This window comes from Janibacter sp. GS2, from assembly GCF_051200835.1.
Taxonomy (GTDB): Bacteria; Actinomycetota; Actinomycetes; order Actinomycetales; family Dermatophilaceae; genus Janibacter.
Genome location: NZ_CP195161.1, coordinates 2962198 through 2978657 on the forward strand (window position 1 = coordinate 2962198; position 16460 = coordinate 2978657).

The 16460-nt window shown below is 72.6% G+C and carries 11 protein-coding genes; 5 read left to right on the forward strand and 6 right to left on the reverse strand.

What is annotated here, in order from left to right; all coding sequences use genetic code 11:
• Nucleotides 1–4 precede the first annotated feature (4 nt).
• A complete protein-coding gene (locus ACR9E9_RS14385) occupies nucleotides 5–4174 on the forward strand; it encodes an FtsK/SpoIIIE domain-containing protein (RefSeq protein WP_435199620.1) in 4170 nt (1389 codons plus the stop codon).
• Nucleotide 4175: 1 nt separating this feature from the next.
• Here the strand turns inward: ACR9E9_RS14385 and ACR9E9_RS14390 are convergent, their stop codons facing one another.
• Together ACR9E9_RS14390 and ACR9E9_RS14395 are read right to left on the reverse strand one after the other, a co-directional pair.
• The gene (locus ACR9E9_RS14390; protein ID WP_435199622.1) at nucleotides 4176–5879 is read right to left on the reverse strand and encodes an amidase; all 1704 of its coding nucleotides are present in this window, start codon (nucleotides 5877–5879) and stop codon (nucleotides 4176–4178) included.
• 1 nt (nucleotide 5880) lies between these two features.
• Nucleotides 5881–6279: a hypothetical protein gene (locus ACR9E9_RS14395; protein ID WP_435199624.1), complete on the reverse strand. Its 399-nt coding sequence runs from the start codon at nucleotides 6277–6279 to the stop codon at nucleotides 5881–5883.
• Nucleotides 6280–6475: 196 nt separating this feature from the next.
• Here ACR9E9_RS14395 and ACR9E9_RS14400 point away from each other — a divergent pair, with 196 nt between their 5' ends.
• Complete coding sequence (locus tag ACR9E9_RS14400; protein WP_068319235.1) at nucleotides 6476–6724, forward strand: WhiB family transcriptional regulator; 249 nt, start codon at nucleotides 6476–6478, stop codon at nucleotides 6722–6724.
• 67 nt (nucleotides 6725–6791) lie between these two features.
• On the opposite strand, the gene ACR9E9_RS14405 is transcribed toward ACR9E9_RS14400, so the two are convergent.
• Both ACR9E9_RS14405 and ACR9E9_RS14410 read right to left on the reverse strand, forming a co-directional pair.
• Nucleotides 6792–8252: a sensor histidine kinase gene (locus ACR9E9_RS14405; protein ID WP_435199627.1), complete on the reverse strand. Its 1461-nt coding sequence runs from the start codon at nucleotides 8250–8252 to the stop codon at nucleotides 6792–6794.
• A gap of 30 nt (nucleotides 8253–8282) precedes the next feature.
• Entirely contained in the window at nucleotides 8283–13100 is a 4818-nt protein-coding gene (locus ACR9E9_RS14410) for an NAD-glutamate dehydrogenase (RefSeq protein WP_435199629.1), read from the reverse strand.
• Nucleotides 13101–13280: 180 nt separating this feature from the next.
• Here ACR9E9_RS14410 and ACR9E9_RS14415 point away from each other — a divergent pair, with 180 nt between their 5' ends.
• From ACR9E9_RS14415 to ACR9E9_RS14425, 3 genes are read left to right on the forward strand one after another with little or no spacing between them, the layout of a single operon-like run.
• Nucleotides 13281–13577, forward strand: a complete 297-nt coding sequence (locus ACR9E9_RS14415) for a hypothetical protein (RefSeq protein ID WP_435199631.1) — start codon at nucleotides 13281–13283, stop codon at nucleotides 13575–13577.
• The gene (locus ACR9E9_RS14420) at nucleotides 13574–14095 is read left to right on the forward strand and encodes a hypothetical protein (protein ID WP_435199633.1); all 522 of its coding nucleotides are present in this window, start codon (nucleotides 13574–13576) and stop codon (nucleotides 14093–14095) included. Before ACR9E9_RS14415 ends, ACR9E9_RS14420 begins: the two co-directional genes overlap by 4 nt.
• 33 nt (nucleotides 14096–14128) lie before the next feature.
• A complete protein-coding gene (locus ACR9E9_RS14425) occupies nucleotides 14129–14617 on the forward strand; it encodes a DUF2505 domain-containing protein (RefSeq protein WP_435199635.1) in 489 nt (162 codons plus the stop codon).
• Here the strand turns inward: ACR9E9_RS14425 and ACR9E9_RS14430 are convergent.
• Together ACR9E9_RS14430 and ACR9E9_RS14435 are read right to left on the reverse strand one after the other, a co-directional pair.
• Nucleotides 14598–14993, reverse strand: a complete 396-nt coding sequence (locus ACR9E9_RS14430) for a DUF6912 family protein (RefSeq protein ID WP_435199637.1) — start codon at nucleotides 14991–14993, stop codon at nucleotides 14598–14600. The genes ACR9E9_RS14425 and ACR9E9_RS14430 overlap by 20 nt on opposite strands.
• Nucleotides 14993–16423, reverse strand: coding sequence for a WS/DGAT/MGAT family O-acyltransferase (locus ACR9E9_RS14435; protein WP_435199639.1), 1431 nt, complete (start codon nucleotides 16421–16423; stop codon nucleotides 14993–14995). Before ACR9E9_RS14435 ends, ACR9E9_RS14430 begins: the two co-directional genes overlap by 1 nt.
• Nucleotides 16424–16460 lie beyond the last annotated feature (37 nt).

Sequence of the window (16460 nt, forward strand, 5' to 3'; positions counted from 1 at the left end):
GGGCATGCTGCTGCAGCTGAGCATCATCGATGCCCGTGCGGGCCGAGAGCGCAGCGTCGAGGTCCGCGCGGAGAGCCACCACACGCTGACCGACCTGCTCGACGCGCTCGCCCTGCCGACCGACTCCACCGTGCACGTCGACGGGGCCGCGTGCCCGCACGATGCGGTGGTCGGCCGGCCGCCCCTGCTCGAGGGCGCCGCACTCGTCCTCGGCCACCGGGACGAGGAGGTGACCAGGGCCCCCGTGCGCGCACCCCTGCGGCTGACGACGACGACCGGCCCGGACGCGGGGCTCTCCCTCGGGCTGGCCAGCGGTCGGCACGTCGTCGGTCGGGGCGACACCGCCGCCCTTCGCCCGAGCGACCCCGGGCTCTCCCGGGAGCACCTCCGTCTCGACGTCGACCGGGACGGCGTCCTCGTGCGCGACCTCGGCACGACCAACGGCACCCTCGTGGACGGCTCCCCCGTCCCCGCCGGGGGCACGCGGGTACGGGCCGGCACCCAGCTGCGCGCGGGTCGCACGACCTTCCTCCTCGAGGCGCGCCGGTCCCGGCCCTCCCGACGACGACCCACCGGCGCCGGGACGCTCACCGTCAACCCCGGGCCCCACCTGCCATCGGCGCGTCCCCCGGTCCGCATCACGATCCCGCCCGAGCCGCGGGCCCCCGGGCGCCGGCGCATCCCGTGGGTGATGGTCGTGCTCCCGCTCCCCTTCGCCGGGCTGCTCGCCCTCTTCTTCGGGCCGCGGATGCTCCTCTTCGGTCTGCTCACCCCGCTCCTCGCCGTCGCCTCCACCCTGTCGGACCGATCGACCTCGCGGCGTGACCACCGCGAGGAGCACGCGGCCTGGACCCGTGACCGGGCCCGCACCGGCACCTGCCTCACCGAGGCGCTGGCCGCCGAACGCCGCCAGCGACTCCTCGCGGCCCCCGATGCCATGACGCTGCTCGACGCCGCGCGCGGGGACTCCCCGCGACTGTGGGAGCGGCGGCCCGGTCACGACGAGCACCTCGACCTGCGGCTCGGTCTTGGCTCGCTGCCGGCGCGCGTCGAGGTCGACCGGGGCGGTGGCGAGCGCGGTCACCCGGTCCTCGAGCACGTGCCCCTCGTCGTCGATCTCGACGAGGTGGGGGTCCTGGGGGTCGCCGGCGGTCGTGGGGCCCGCGACCGGCTCGCCCGCCACCTGCTCGGGCAGCTGACCGTCCTGCACTCCCACCACGACGTGCGGGTCTCGGTCGTGGCCGAGGACGAAGGGTGGTGGTCCCCCTTCGCCGGGCTGGTGCACCTGCGCGAGCACGACGACGTCCCCGCCTCCGGCCGCGCCACGGCCGACCCGGAGCAGGTCCTCACCGTCCTCGCCGGGCACGCCCGGACAGCCCGTGAGCGGGCCGCGAGGCAGCAGCAGCACCAGGGCGCCGGCGAGCGACCGCCCCCCGCCCTCGTCCTCCTCGTGGACGGGATCACCCACTGGCGCAGCGACCCGAACCTGCGCACCGTCCTCGCCGAGGGCAGCGGCCACCGGGTCCTCGTCATCGCCCTCGCGGACACGGCCGAGGAGCTGCCCCACGAGTGCGGTGCCGTCGCCGTCCTCGCCGGCGACGAGGTGCGCCTGCAGGTCGCGGGCACGCAGGCGGCGACCGGAGTCGTGGACGGTACCGGACCAGCCTGGGGTCGACGGGTTGCCGCCGCCCTGGCACCACTGCGCGATGCCACCCCCGACCCGAGCGGTGGTGGGCTGCCCACCACGGCCCGGTTGGTCGACCTGCTCGACCTCGACCCGGACGAGCCGGCCGTGATCCGGCGGGCGTGGTCCCGTCCGGAGGGTGCCGCCCCCGTCGACCTCGACGTCGTGGTGGGGGCAGGCCCGGACGGCGCCCACCGCATCGACCTGCGCCGCGACGGACCGCACGCCCTCGTCGCCGGGACGACCGGGTCGGGCAAGTCGGAGTTCCTCCAGAGCTGGGTGGCCTCCTTGGCGGCCCGGCTGTCCCCGGAGGAGATCACCTTCGTCCTCGTCGACTACAAGGGGGGCGCGGCCTTCGCCGAGTGCGCCCGGCTGCCGCACACCGTCGGCCTGCTCACCGACCTCGACCCCGAGCAGGCGGAGCGCGCGCTGACCAGCCTCGACGCAGAGCTGACCCGGCGCGAGCGCATCCTCGCCGCGTCCGGGGCCAAGGACATCGACGACCACCACGGCGAACCCCTGCCCCGGCTGATGATCATCATCGACGAGTTCCGCATGCTCGCCGAGGAGCAGCCCGACGCGCTGTCCCACCTGATGAGGATCGCCGCCGTCGGACGCTCGCTCGGGGTGCACCTCGTCCTCGCCACCCAACGTCCAGGAGGCATCGTCTCCGCCGACATCAAGGCGAACGTCAACCTGCGCATCGCCCTGCGGGTACGCGACCGCATCGACAGCGACGACGTCCTCGGCACCGCCGACGCCGTCGACATCCCCGAGGAGGCCCCCGGCCGCGCGCTCGCCCGCACGGGCGGCTCCCCCGCCCGTGCCTTCCAGACGGGTCGCATCGCCGGGCACGCGATCTCGCTCGCCGACGGGGTGCTCGTGCGCGCCCCGGGCACCCCGTGGCCGACTCCTGCCCGGCCGCAGGACGGCGGGCGGACGGACCTGCAGCGACTCACCGCAACGATCACCGACCTGGCCACCGACCTGGACATCGGCACTCCCCACCGACCCTGGCTGCCGCCGCTCGCGCCGACCCTGACCCCCGCGGACATCCCGGTGCGCCGCCGCGCGGACGACGAGGCGCCGGGGGCGCCCTTCGCGGTCGTCGATCGACCCGAGAGCCAGGAGCAGGTACCGATGGGGTGGTCCCCCGCGGGCGGGCACTGGATGCTCGTCGGTGGCCCCGGGACCGGCCGCACGACGAGCCTGACCAGCGTCGTCACGGCAGCGGCCCGCACGTGGTCCCCCGACCGACTCCAGGTGCAGGTCATCGGTGACGGCTCCTCCGGCCTGGCCGAGCTGGCACGGCTGCCCCACGTCGGGAGCGTCATCGACGGCGAGGACCTCGCGGTGACGAGCCGCTTCCTCGCCCGCCTCGACGCCGACGTCACCGAGCGACGGGTCCTGCTGCGGGCCAGCGGCCACGCGACGCTCGATGCCTGGTGGGCGGCTCACGACGCCGACCCCTCGACCGAGCTGCCACCTCCCCACCTGCTGCTCGCGATCGACGGCTGGGGCAGGGTCGCCCAGCCCCGCGGCAGCGCCGACCTCGGCGAGACCGCCGAGGTCCTCGAGACGCTGCTGCGCGACGGCACCGCTGCCGGTCTGCGAGCGCTCGTCACCGGTGGTCGCGAGCTGTTCTCCGGCCGGATCTCCTCGCTCATCAGCACGCGCCTTGTCCTCCACCTGCCCGACCGTGGCGATGCGGCGCTCGCCGGGCTGAAGCCGAGCGAGATGTCGTCCCGGCCCCTACCCGGCCGGGCCCGTCGCCAACCGGGCGGTCACCTGCTGCAGATCACCCTCCCCGGGCCGCCCGGTGATCACCTCGACGGCTCCCGCCGACCGTGGAGCGTCGAGCCACTGCCCGAGGCGGTGGACCTCGCCGAGCTGCCGACACCCACGAGCGATCGGTTCCCCGTCGGCGTCGGTGGTGGCGGCCGGGACCCGGTGGTCTGGCGCACCCCCGGCGCCCGTCGGGTCCTCGTGTGCGGTCCCGCGCGCAGCGGCCGCACGACGGTCCTGGCGACGCTGGCCCGACACGCCGTGGTCGTCGGCCACCCCGTCGCTCTCATCGCCGGCGACGACATCGCGCCGCACCCGGACCTCGAGGCCGTGACCCGGATCGACCCGGAGGACCGGGAGACGCTCATCTCGCTGCGCCAGCAGCATCCCGACCTCGCCGTCGTCATCGACGACGCCGATCGCATCGAGGACTCCCCCGTGGCGGACGTGCTCCGGGAGATCCTGCGGCGGGTCGACGCCGATCGTGGCCTGGTCATCGCCTCCGCCGCCACGCAGACGGCGGCGTCGCAGATCCGCGGGCTCGTCGCCGACATCGGCCGCGCCCGCACCGGCGTGCTCCTGCAACCGACGAGCCGCAGTGACGGCGACGCCCTCGGGCTGCGCGTCCCGCCGCTGCCGCGGCTGCCCGGTCGCGGGTACCTCATCGGGGACGGCAGGGCCGAGGAGGTCCAGGTCGCGCGCTGACTCACCCGAGCGGCGGAGTCCTCGGCGGCGGCGTGCGCCGCTCCCCCGTCGCCTCGAAGGCGGCGGCGATCGCCAGCAACCGGGTGTCGTCCCATCCCCGTGCCGCAAAGGTCAGGCCGACCGGCATGCCGATGTCGGCCATCGTGCCCATCGGCACCGTCACCGTCGGGATGCCCAGGTGCCGGGGCGCGAGGTTGCCGTTGGCGACCCACACGCCGTTGCGCCAGGCCAGTGCCGCGGAGTCCTCGTCCACGTCGGCGTCGGCCGGACCGACGTCCGCGACGGCCGGGAAGACCACCGCATCCAGGCCGTGCTCGTCCATCCACTCCTCGAGGTCGGTCCGGCGGGTCTCCTCGAGCGCGCGCAGACCCCCTTCGAGCAAGGGCAGGGTCGTCACGTCCTCGACGACCCCGACCTCCCGCGCCCGGGTGACGTAGTCCGCCAGATCGAAGTCGAGGGTGCCGTACCGGTCCGGGAGCGCGCCGTCCGGCGGAGGGAAGATCGCCGCGCCCTCGACGTCCGCCAACCGGTGCAGCCGGGGATCGCCGTTGGCACGCAGGAAGGTCTCCCAGCCCCACATCGACTGGTCCCAGATCTCCTCGTCGAGGTAGCCCTCGGGCACGAGCCCGCGGGTCGCGATCGTCGGCGCCCCCGCCCGGTCGCCCTCGTAGTTCGACACGACCGGGAAGTCCGTCTCGACGACCTCCGCGCCGGCCTCCTCGAGGTCCGCGCGGGCAGCGTCGAAGAGCGCCAGCGCGCTGGGGCGCGGCTCGATCCGAGCGCCCGTCGGCCCGCCGAAGCCCGTCCCGGTGCCGGCCTCCTCGTCGGTCCCGAGGTACATCCGTGGCACCCCGAGCCGCAGACCGCGAAGGGGGGACCCGTCACCGGTGCGCAGGGCCGGGTACGAGCGGGGGCGCATGCTCGAGGCGGACGGGACCGCGATCCACGGTTGGGTGCGCCACAGGTCACCGGTCGTGTCGGGGTCGTCCGCGACGATGACGTCGAGCACCTCGAGCAGGTCCGCCATGCTCCGGGTGTGCGGCACGACGACGTCCATCGACGGGACGAGCGGCCAGTTGCCCCGCACGGAGATCACCCCGCGTGAGGGGGTGTAGGCACACAGCGCATTGGTGCTCGCCGGCGCCCGACCAGAGGACCAGGTCTCCTCCCCGAGGCCGAAGGTCGCAAAGCTGGCCGCGGTCGCGGTCCCCGACCCGTTGGAGGACCCGGAGGCGAAGGCCGAGGTGAGGTACTCCCGGTTGTAGGGGCTCTCGGCACGGCCGTAGAGGCCGCGCTGCATTCCCCCGTTGGCCATCGGGGGCATGTTCGTCAGGCCGATGAGCACGGCACCGGCGGCCCGCAGGCGCTCGACGGTGAAGGCGTCCCGCTGGGCGATGAGGTCGGCGAAGGCAGGTGACCCGCTCGCGCAGGTCAGACCGGTCGCGAGGTAGGAGTCCTTGGCCGTGTACGCGATGCCGTCCAGTGGTCCGAGGACGCGACCCTCGCGACGGCGGCGGTCCGACGCGCGGGCCTCATCGAGGGCCCGTGGGTTCATCACCACGAGGGAGTTGAGCCGGATGCCGGCCGTGTCGTAGGCCGCGATCCGCTCGAGGTGGGCCCCGACGAGCTCCTCGCTCGTCGTCTCCCCCGCCTCGAGCGCCCCGCGCAGTCCGGCGATGCTCGCCTCGACGACGTCGATGCTCACGTCACAGCGCCCGGTCGTCGACATCGTGCGCCGGCGCGAGGAGCGCCGCACCGACTCCGGCGAGGGCGACCACGGCCAGCGCGAGGCCGAACCACAGTCCGGTGGTCCTCGCCAGCGTCCAGGCTGCCGGGAGCAGCAGGACGTTCCACACGATCGTCGGCGTCCGCGGCCACGAGCGACCCCGCAGCCAGGACATCCCGACGACGAGGAGCAGGACCGCGAAGATCACCGAGACGACGAGCGACATCGAGGCGGTGTTCGCGTCGAAGGCCTCACCCGCCAGCAGTTCCAGGCCGTACATCCCGGCCGTGACGAGCAGCAGCAGGGCCTCGAGCAGACAGACCGTTCCGGCGACGCGAGGAGGGGTCGAGGAGGCGACAGGAAGATTCGGCGAGGTCACGTCAGCAGCGTAAGTGACGGGACACACGTGAAGTCGACCCACGGTAACCCTCGACACAGTGGGTGGGGGAGGCGGTATCTTAGATATCTGCGAGTCTGCTTCATTGAAATTTTTCCGGCCCTCGCGGCCGTTGACCTTCACGACCCGCACCTCAGGTCACGGACGACCTGCCCCCACCACAAGGAGCACAACCCCCATGGATTGGCGCGACCGCGCAGCTTGTCTGGATGAAGATCCAGAACTGTTCTTTCCCATCGGCAACACCGGCCCCGCGATCGCCCAGATCGAGGAGGCCAAAAAGGTCTGCCGTCGCTGCGAGGTCATCGACACCTGCCTCAAGTGGGCCATCGAGTCCGGGCAGGACGCCGGAGTCTGGGGTGGCCTCTCCGAGGACGAGCGCCGCGCCCTGAAGCGTCGCAAGGCCCGCGCCCGCCGCGCCGGCTGAGCGCCCCACCCCTTGACCGCCGTCTCCGAGCACGTGCTCGGGGGCGGTTTCGTCGTGGGCGGGGCTCCTACTGCTCGAGGTTCTGCAACCGGGCGCTGAACCGCACCCTGGTCCCCCGCGGCTCCGCGTCGTCCCAGCGGATCTGCCCGCCGAGGTCCTGCACCATCGACGTGACGATCCGGGTCCCGAGCCCGGCGCGGCTCGGCCGGAACCCCCTCGGCAGTCCCTCGCCGTCATCGACGACGGTGACCCGCAGGATGCCCACCCCCTCTTCGTCGGTGCGCTGGGCATCCACCTGGACGCGGCCACCGTCGGGGACCCCGTGCTCGACGGCGTTCTGGACGAGCTCGGAGAGGATGAGGCCCACGGCCGTCGCGTCCTCGGCGCGCATCATGCCGAAGGACCCGGTGAAGCTCGAGTCGATGGCCCCGGTCGTCCGGGCCACTTCGACGACGGCACGCAGGCCCCGGACGGCGACGTCGTCGAAGTCGAGGGTCTCGGCGAAGCCGGTGCTCAAGCCTTCGTAGACGAGGGCGATGACGCCGACACGCCGGACGGCCTCGTCGAGAGCGACCTTCGCCGACTCGTCGGGCACCCTGCGCGACTGCATCCGCAGCAGGGCCGCCACGGTCTGCAGGTTGTTCTTCACCCGGTGGTGGATCTCCCGGATGGTCTGGTCCTTCGTCATCAGCTCGGTGCCCCGCCGTCGCAGCTCCGAGACGTCACGCACCACGACGATCGCGCCGTGCCGCTCGCGCTGCCGCATCAAGGGCACCGCCCGGACCGCCAGGGCGGCCCCGTTGGCCGTGAGGTCGGCCCGCCAGGCGGCACGACCCATCGCCACGAGGGCCAGCCCCTCGTCGACGTGTCCGGCCTGACCGGGCAGGCCGCTGAGCACCTGCACGAGGATCTCGCCCTCCACCGGACCCTGGTGACCCAGCTGTCGGATGGCGCTCAGCGCATTGGGCGAGGCGTACTCGACGGCGCCCGACTGGTCCAGCCGCATGACCCCGTCGCCGACTCGCGGCGCCCCTCGGCGCGCGCCGCTCGGGGAGCTGGGCGTGGGCCAGTTCCCCTCCGCGACCATGGCGAAGAGCTCGTCACCCATCGCCGCATAGCTCTCCTCGAGGCGCGAGTGCGACCGTCCGCTGTCGAGCATGTCGTGGATGCTGAGGATGCCGAGCGTCCGTCCGGCCCGGCGCACCGGCCGGGCCCGCTCGTGGATGAGGTCCTGACCGCGCTCGCGCACGTGCTCGCTCTGCCCGTGCGCGGCCGCATCGGTGACGAGGTCACCGAAGACCACGCTCGCCTCCTGGCCCACGACCTCCTCGACGAAGACCATCGGCCCGGTCATCGGCCGGGTGTGCGCCGCCGCGACCCAGCCACCCTCGTGGGCGACCCACAGGACGAGGTCGCTGAAGGCGAGGTCGGCGAGCAGGTGCCAGTCCTCGACGAGCAGGTGCAACCACTCGGTGTCTGCCGAGACGAGGTCGGGGGTGATCCGCAGGAAGTCCGCCAGTGTCCGCACCACGCGATCCTAGCGATGCGGACCGTACGGTCAGCGGGTGACCGAACGCAGCGTGCGCAGCGCCACGGACAGGGCGGCCACCCCCGGCGCCGCCAGCTGCCGGATCCCCGCCAGCTGGGCACTCACCCGGGCAACGGCCTCATCGTGCTCGCGGGACCACTCGGCGAAACGCTCCTGCGGCCCGGACCCCTCCCGCTCCAGCACCGAGCGGGTCAGCGTCTGGAGGGTCGCGTAGAGGTCGTCCCGCAGCGCGCCGCGGGCCAGGGCGTCCCACTGCTCTTCGCGCGGCAGGCCGGTGACGAGCACGAGCAACTCGTCGACGCCGAAGGTGTCCGAGAGCATGAAGTAGGTCTCGGCGACCTCCTGCAGACTCCGCCCCGTGTCGTGGGTCAGGTCGACGATGTCCAGCAGGGAGTAGAGGTCGATCAGCGTGGCCGCGTGCCGGGCGAGCTCGCCCGGCACGCCGTCGTCGATGAGCTCCTGCGTCTTGTGCGCCCAGCGGTCGGCCTGCGTGCCGCGGAGCAGATCGGGCACCGTCCGGGCGCGATCCGCGACCTCGGCGAAGCGCTCGATCTCCTGGCCGACCTGCAGACGCCCCGGTCGGGCGGAGAGGAACCACCGCACGGAGCGGTCCATCAGCCGTCGCAGCTCGAGGTAGAGACGCGTCTGGACCCGGGTGGGCACGATCGTGTCGAGCGCCTCCACCCGCGCGACGAAGTCGTCCAGGCCGAAGACCTCCCTGCTCACGAGGAAGGCGCGGGCGACCTGCACCGATGTCGCGCTCGTCTCCTCCACCGCCCGCTGGACGAAGGTGATCCCGCCGCGGTTGACGAGATCGTTGGCCACCGCCGTCGTGACGATCTCCCGCCGAAGGGGGTGCCCCGCCAGGTCCTCGGAGTAGCGCTCCCGCAAGGGGGTCGGGAAGTACTCCCGCAACTGCCGCTCGGTCGCGGGGTCGTCCGGCAGGTCCGACTCGAGCAGATCGCTCTTGAGGGCCATCTTCGAGTACGCGACCAGCACCGACAGCTCCGGCGAAGACAGTCCCGTCCCCGCCTCGGCACGCTCCTGCACCTCGGTGCGCGACGGGAGGAACTCCAGCTCCCGGTCGAGCTCGCCGCGCTCGGCGAGGCCCTCCATGAGGCGCTCGTGGACCCCGAGCATCGCGCCTCCCTGCGCGCGGGCGTTGCCGAGGAGCACGTTCTGCTCGTAGTTGTCACGCAGCACCTGCCCGGCGACCTCATCGGTCATCGACTCGAGGAGCTCCACGCGTGACTCCTCGTCGAGAGCACCACGACGGATCGCCTCCCCGAGGAGGATCTTGATGTTGACCTCGCGGTCGGAGGTGTCGACACCGGCGGAGTTGTCGATGGCATCGGTGTTGATCCGCACGCCCGACTCGGCCGCCTCGATCCGACCCTGCTGCGTCGCACCGAGGTTTCCCCCTTCGCCGACGACGCGGGCCCGGACCATCGACCCGGTGACGCGGATGGCGTCATTGGCCCGGTCCCCGACGGCCGCGTCCGACTCGGCCTCGCCCCGGATGTAGGTGCCGATCCCGCCGTTCCACAGCAGGTCCACCGGAGCCTGGAGGATGTGGTGGATCAGCTCGTTCGGCGTCATGGTCGTCGGACCGTCGAGGCCCAGTGCGCGCGCGGCCTGCTCGCTCACCGGCACGGACTTCGCGCTGCGGGGCCACACCCCGCCGCCCTCGCTGACGAGCGAGCGGTCGTAGTCGTCCCACGTGCTGCGCGGCAGGTCGAACAGCCGTCGTCGCTCGGCGACCGACGTCGCGGCGTCGGGCTCGGGGTCGATGAAGACGTGCAGGTGGTTGAAGGCGGCGACCAGCCGGATGTGCTCCGACAGGAGCATGCCGTTGCCGAAGACGTCGCCGCTCATGTCCCCGACGCCGACGACGGTGAAGTCCTCGGTCTGGGTGTCGCGGCCGAGCTCACGGAAGTGCCTCTTGACCGACTCCCACGCACCGCGGGCGGTGATCCCCATGCCCTTGTGGTCGTAGCCGATCGACCCGCCGGAGGCGAAGGCATCGTCGAGCCAGAAGCCGTACTCGCGGGCGATGGAGTTGGCGAGGTCGGAGAAGGTCGCCGTCCCCTTGTCCGCGGCGACGACGAGGTAGGAGTCGTCGCCGTCGTGGCGCACGACCCGGGCCGGGGGCACGACAGCACCCTCGACGCGGTTGTCGGTGACATCGAGGAGCCCGGAGATGAAGGCCCGGTAGGCGGAGCGCCCCGCCGTCATCCACGCCTCGCGGTCGAACGACGGGTCGGGCAGTCGCTTGCCGACGAACCCGCCCTTGCTGCCGGTCGGGACGATGACGGCGTTCTTGACCATCTGCGCCTTGACCAGGCCGAGGACCTCGGTGCGGAAGTCGTCCCGCCGGTCGCTCCACCGCAGACCACCTCGGGCGACGGCGCCGAAACGCAGGTGCACGCCCTCGACCTGGGGGCTGTGCACCCAGATCTCGAACGCCGGGTGCGGCTTGGGCATGTCCGGCACCTTGGCCGGCTCGAGCTTGAAGGACATCCGCGGCAGCGGCGCACCCTCGGCGTCGCGGACGAAGTAGCTCGTGCGCAGGACGGCCCGCACCACCTCGACGAAGGAGCGGATGATCCGGTCCTGCTCGAGGGAGGAGACCTCCTCGAGGGCCTCGTCGATCCGGGAGATGATCTCTGCCTCGGCTGCTTCCCGCGCGTCCCCGGCAGCGCCGTCGAAGCGATCCGGGTCGAAGCGGACCTCGAAGAGCTCGACGATGTCCCGGGAGACCTGCTGGTGCTCGACGAGAGCCGACGAGAGGGTCTGCTGACCCCAGGAGCTGCCCGTCTGGCGCAGGTACCGACCGATGGCCCGCAGCAGCCCGACCTGGCGCCACGTCAGCCCCGCCCGGATGACCAGGGCGTTGAAGCCGTCGGAGTCGGTCCGCCCGGCGCGCACGGCCGCCACCGTCGACTCGACGAGCTCGCGCAGGTCCTCGTGGCTGTGGGCCTCCCACAGCGTCGGGTCGTCGACGCGCAGCGCGAAGTCGTAGACCCCGGCCCGGACCCCGTCGACGCGGGTCAGGGTGTAGGGCTCCTCCTCGATGACCCGGACCCCCAGGTCACGGAAGATCGGCATGAGGTCGTCGAGGATCAGCTCCTCGATGCTGAAGAGCTTGAAGCGCCGGATCCGCGGGTCCTCGCCACCACCGTGACCGCGGCGGGGGTCGTACAGCGCACAGGCGAAGGGGGTTCCCTGCCCCAGGCGGGCGAGGTTCTTCAGGTCGGCCACGGCCTGGGCCTCGTCGAAGTCGTCCTCGTAGTCAAGGGGGAACCCTCCGCGCCACGGGTCCAGCAGCTCTTGGGCGAGGTCCGCACCGAGGACCTCGTCCGCGCTGCGAGCGAGGCGTTCCTCCCAGGTGAGGGTCGCGTCGGCGATCGCCGCATCCAGCTCCTCACGGGCCGTCCCCTCCGGCAGGTGGACTCCCGCACCCCCGCGCAGGATGTAGTAGAGCCGGGCCATCGGCTCCTCGGAGACGTGGGTCGTGAAACTCACCTCATCGGCGCCGGTGGCCTCGCGCAGCCGCTCCTCGACCCGGTGCCGCACCACCGTCGTGTAGCGGTCACGCGGCAGGTAGATGATCGCGGTGACGAACTGTCCACCGGAGTCCAGCCGGAGGAAGGTCGCGGTGCGCATCCGGTGGACCATCTGCTCGATCCGGGTGACGACCCGGTGCAGGTGCTCCACCGGGGCCTGGAAGAGCTCGTCCCTCGGAAAGGTCTCGAACAGCCGCAACGCGAACGCTCCCGAGTGGCTGTCGGAGGCCCACCCGGACTCGGCGAGCACCGCCTCGACCTTGTCCCGGATCAGCGGGATGGTCAGCACCGAGCTCGTGTACGCCGTCGACGCGAAGAGCCCGGCCAGCCGTCGCTCGATCAGGCGGCCCTGCCCATCGCGCACCCGCACGGCGACGAGGTCGGGGTGGGTGACGCGGTGGACCGGTAGCACGGCCCGCGACTTGCCGATCGACAGGCAGGTCCCCGCGGCGTCCTGGCCGCCCGGGCCCTCGCCGAGCGGGGTGATCGTCTCGGCGGTCGAGTCGGCGCGGAGCATGCCCAGACCGGTGCCCGAGATACCGGTGATGGACGGGCTCTCGCCGGCTCCGACCTCGACGAGGTGGTCACGGCTGCCGATGAAGGTGAAGTGGTTGTCGACGAGCCATCGCAGGAACTCCGCTGCGGCCTGCTGGGCCTCGGGCGTGCCCGGACCACGCCCGGCCTCGAGGTCAGCAGCGGCCTCGAGGGTGCTCGCCCGCATGGGCCCCCAGTCCTCGACGGCGGCCGCGACGGCATCGACGACCTCACTCACCCGCTCCTCGACGAGCGTGAGGTCGCAGCGGTCGGCGATCTCGACGCGGATCCACGACTCCTCGGCGGTGCCCTCGCCCGCGTCCTGCCGTGGGTCGGTGTCGAGCACCTCGAGCAGCTGACCGTCGGCGTCACGTCGGACGACGAAGAGGGGGTGGAGCAGCAGCGAGACCCCGACCCCCTGGTCGGCGAGCTCACCGAGCACCGAGTCGACGAGGAAGGGTCGGTCGTCCGTGACGACGTGGAGCACCCCGTCGACGACGCGCACGATCGTCTCGTCGGGACCACGCCGGGCCGCGACCTCGCGGTGCGTGCGGGCGAGCGCGACGAGCGCATCGGCACTGCGGCCGTGCAGCTCGGCGACGTCACCATGGCGCAGGTACCGATCGACGAAGGTCGGTGCGACACCGGCCGCGGTGGCGGCCTCGGCGACGGACCCCGCGTCTCCGGGGATGACTGCGGCGGCGGAGTGGGCAGGCTGCTGGGCCATTGATGGACGTCCTCGGTGTGCATCTCTTCTGGAAGAGGGACGGCGGTGTCCCACGCCACCGAGCCTAACCCTCATGACCGACGTCACCTCGACCCCCACGCCGCGTCCCAGGAGGAGCCGGGCCGGGACTGTGGACGTCCCCCGGCCCACTCGCCGAGGCGTCGCTAGGCTGATCGGACCATGGCCCCTTCGCACCCGCGTCCCGAGGATCTCACCGAGCTCTCCGGCGCGTTGTCGACGACCTCCGACCACTGCGTCCTCGCGAGCGAGGAGCTCCTCGACCACATGGTCACCGTGGGCGACCACGGGACCCAGGCGGCGCTCGAGGGCGTCGTCGACGACGCCGTCGACGCCCTTCGCGAGCTGTCGGCGACCTGCCGAGAGCTCACGCTCGCGCTCGGCCCGTTGGGCGCGACCGACCGGGGTCGGAGCGCGCCGGCCACCGACCCGGCAGCCGGCCCCCGTGAGCACCGATGAGCACTCCCCTCCTGGGCGATCCCGCCTCGATGAGTGCCCTCGGCGCGACCTTGCGCCGCACCGCGGTGCGGCTCTCCGCGGACGGTGAGGACCTGACCGCGGACCTCGATGACGCCTCCTCGGGGTGGCGGGGACCCCGCGCGCTCGAGCTGCGCCGGCGCACGGCGACCGCCGCCGAGCAGACCACGGCGATCGCGGCCGCCCTCGACGACAGCGGCCGGGCCCTGCAGGCTGCCGCCACGGATCTGGCCGCGGCCATCGCCCACCTGCGCGAGCTCGAGGATGCCGCGACCGCCATGGGTCTTGCGCTGCGCGAGGGCGCCGTGACCAGGGGGTGGGGCATCACCGGCATCGCCGACGCGGAGCTCCTCCACGACGAGGACCGGCAGCGCGAACGACTCCAGGAGCGGGTGCACCAGGCCGTGACCACGCTGGGCCGGCGGCGGGCCCGCCTCACCGGCGACCTCACCCATGCCTCCGAGCTGCTCGCCCGGGCCTCGGCGCGTCTGCGCGAGTGACCGCGGCGCGGGCGGCAGCGCTAGCGTGAGCCCATGAAGATCACCCGCACCACGAGCCTGCCCGCCGGCGTCGAAGACGCCTTCGCCGTCATCGCGTCGCAGGAGCACCAGGCGGCGAAGGTCGGCACCTGGACCACGGAGTCGAGCGCGACGGTGACCGAGCAGGTCGGCGGGGCCGTGGGGGTGCACACCGAGCGAGAGCTGCCGACCCGGGGCATGCCCGCAGCGGTCACCTCCATGGTGGGCAGCACCCTGAGGATCATCGAGCAGCAGAACTGGAGTCAGCCGATGAGTGACGGCTCGCGCTCGGCAGACCTGGAGATCACCGTCGTCGGGGTTCCCCTGCGGCTCATCGGACGGACCATCCTCTCCCCCGCCGGCGACGGAAGCCGCCTCGCCGTCGATGCCGATCTGGACTGCTCCCTGCCCTTCGTCGGCAGGAAGATCGAGGCGGCGGCCAGACCGGCCATCGAGGAGTCCTTCGACCTCGAGGTGCGACTGCTCACCGAGCAGCTTCGCTGACGAGCACCCCCAGCTCGGTGACGTCGTACCAGAGCAGGTCGTCGTAGCCGGACCCGACCGCGCCCTCGCCCTCCTCCACGTGGAAGGAGACGACGTCGGTCAGCAGTATCGCCGCGTCACCCACGAGCCGCGCACCGTCGCCGGCGTCCGCCCGGGAGGGCACGTCGGCGGCGGCGACGACCCGCCGCCCCGGCCCGAGGTCGCGCGCCGTGTCCAGTGCCTGACACATCGCCTCGAACTCCAGATCCTCCTCCTCGGCCTCGGGGTCGATGGTACGCAGGGCATCCGTCACCCCGTGGGCGGGGCGCCCCGGCAGCCGGGCGGAGGTCAGGACGTCCGAGAGCTCGTCGAGCAGCAGCGGCACGTAGACACGCATCACGACGTCCCCCGCGAGCGGGGAGCCGAGCGCAGCTCTGCCAGGGCGTCCTCGATGCACTGCGCGAGCAGACCGAGGTCGGCGAGCGACTGCCGGTCGCCGTTGAGACCGAAGTAGACCTTGCCGTCGTAGGAGGTCAGCCCGATGGCCAGTCCCTGCTCGCGCCCCAGGGGCATGACCGGGTAGGTCTCGCACAGCCGGGACCCCTCGACGTAGAGGGCCTGCTGGGGGCCGGGGACGTTCGTGATGACGAGGTTGAACAGGCGGCGACTCATCGCGCTACCGAGTCGGGCACCGAGGCTGTGCAGCGTGGGCGGGGCGAAGCCGCCGATCGAGGCCAGCGAGCCCGCCGAGACCCCCTCAGCGGAGGAGGACTCGATCTGCTGGCGCATGGCGAAGGAGATCTGGTGCAGACGCATCGAGGGAGTGTTCTCCCCGATGGGCAGGTCGATGAAGCAGGCGGTCATCGCCGCATCGGTGAGATGGTCGCCGGTTCCGTCGACGATGCTCACCGGGATCATCGCGCGGACGTTCGAGGTGCCGGTCACGGGCAGTCCGCGAATCTGCATCCACGAGCGCAGGGCACCGGTGACGGTCGCGAGGATGACGTCGTTGATCGTCACGTCCTCGACGTATCGCCCGCGCGTCAGGCGAGTGCGCACCGTGCGGTAGTCGTCGAGGTCGGTCTCGACCATGACATATCGACGGGCGGCGCCCACCGGGGCGTTGAGCGGTGAGCTCGGGGCGGGACGTCCCCCGACCCTGGCCAGGGTGGACACGATCCGGCCGGTGCTCTCCGCGAGCTGGCGTCCCGTGTGCGAGACGTCGCGCAGGCCGGTCCGCACGGTGGCGATCGCGCGCGCGGGGTTGAGCACCGAGCCGAGGACCGCGTCGGCGACGAGGCGCAGGTCGGAGGGCTCCGGGTGGGGGGCGCCGGCCCGGTCGTCGACGGGGACGGCGTCCGGATCGATGATCAGGTGGGCGAGGTCGACGGCGTGGACGCCGTCGATCATGGCCTGGTGCGCCTTGGTGACGATCGCGAAGCGACCATCGGCCAGCCCCTCGACGAAGTAGGCCTCCCACAGCGGACGCTCCCGGTCGAGCGGCCGGGCCATGATCCGGGCGACGAACTCCTCGAGGTCCGTCCGCGATCCCGGTGAGGGCAGTCCCGATCGCCGCACGTGGTACGTCAGGTCGAAGTGCACGTCGTCGACCCACACCGGGTTGTCCAGGTGGGCAGGGACGGACCGGATGCGTTGTCGGTACCGCGTGTGCCCCGCGATCCGGTCACCGATCACCCGGATGAACCCGTCGTAGTCGAAGCCCTCCTCGGGCGGTCGGAAGACCATCACCGACCCCACGTGCATGGGCAGGGTCGACTCCTCCACATGGAGGAAGGCCGCGTCGAGGGCACCGAGTCTGTTCACCACGCCGTCATGGTGGCACGGACGGCGGGCCGAGGCACCC

What these genes read in the sequence shown, in the direction of transcription:
- ACR9E9_RS14385 (WP_435199620.1), top strand. Translation starts at nt 5, where the DNA reads ATGCTGCTGCAGCTGAGCATCATCGATGCCCGTGCGGGCCGAGAGCGC.
- ACR9E9_RS14400 (WP_068319235.1), top strand. Translation starts at nt 6,476, where the DNA reads ATGGATTGGCGCGACCGCGCAGCTTGTCTGGATGAAGATCCAGAACTG.
- ACR9E9_RS14410 (WP_435199629.1), bottom strand. Translation starts at nt 13,100, where the DNA reads ATGGCCCAGCAGCCTGCCCACTCCGCCGCCGCAGTCATCCCCGGAGAC.
- ACR9E9_RS14415 (WP_435199631.1), top strand. Translation starts at nt 13,281, where the DNA reads ATGGCCCCTTCGCACCCGCGTCCCGAGGATCTCACCGAGCTCTCCGGC.
- ACR9E9_RS14420 (WP_435199633.1), top strand. Translation starts at nt 13,574, where the DNA reads ATGAGCACTCCCCTCCTGGGCGATCCCGCCTCGATGAGTGCCCTCGGC.
- ACR9E9_RS14425 (WP_435199635.1), top strand. Translation starts at nt 14,129, where the DNA reads ATGAAGATCACCCGCACCACGAGCCTGCCCGCCGGCGTCGAAGACGCC.
- ACR9E9_RS14430 (WP_435199637.1), bottom strand. Translation starts at nt 14,993, where the DNA reads ATGCGTGTCTACGTGCCGCTGCTGCTCGACGAGCTCTCGGACGTCCTG.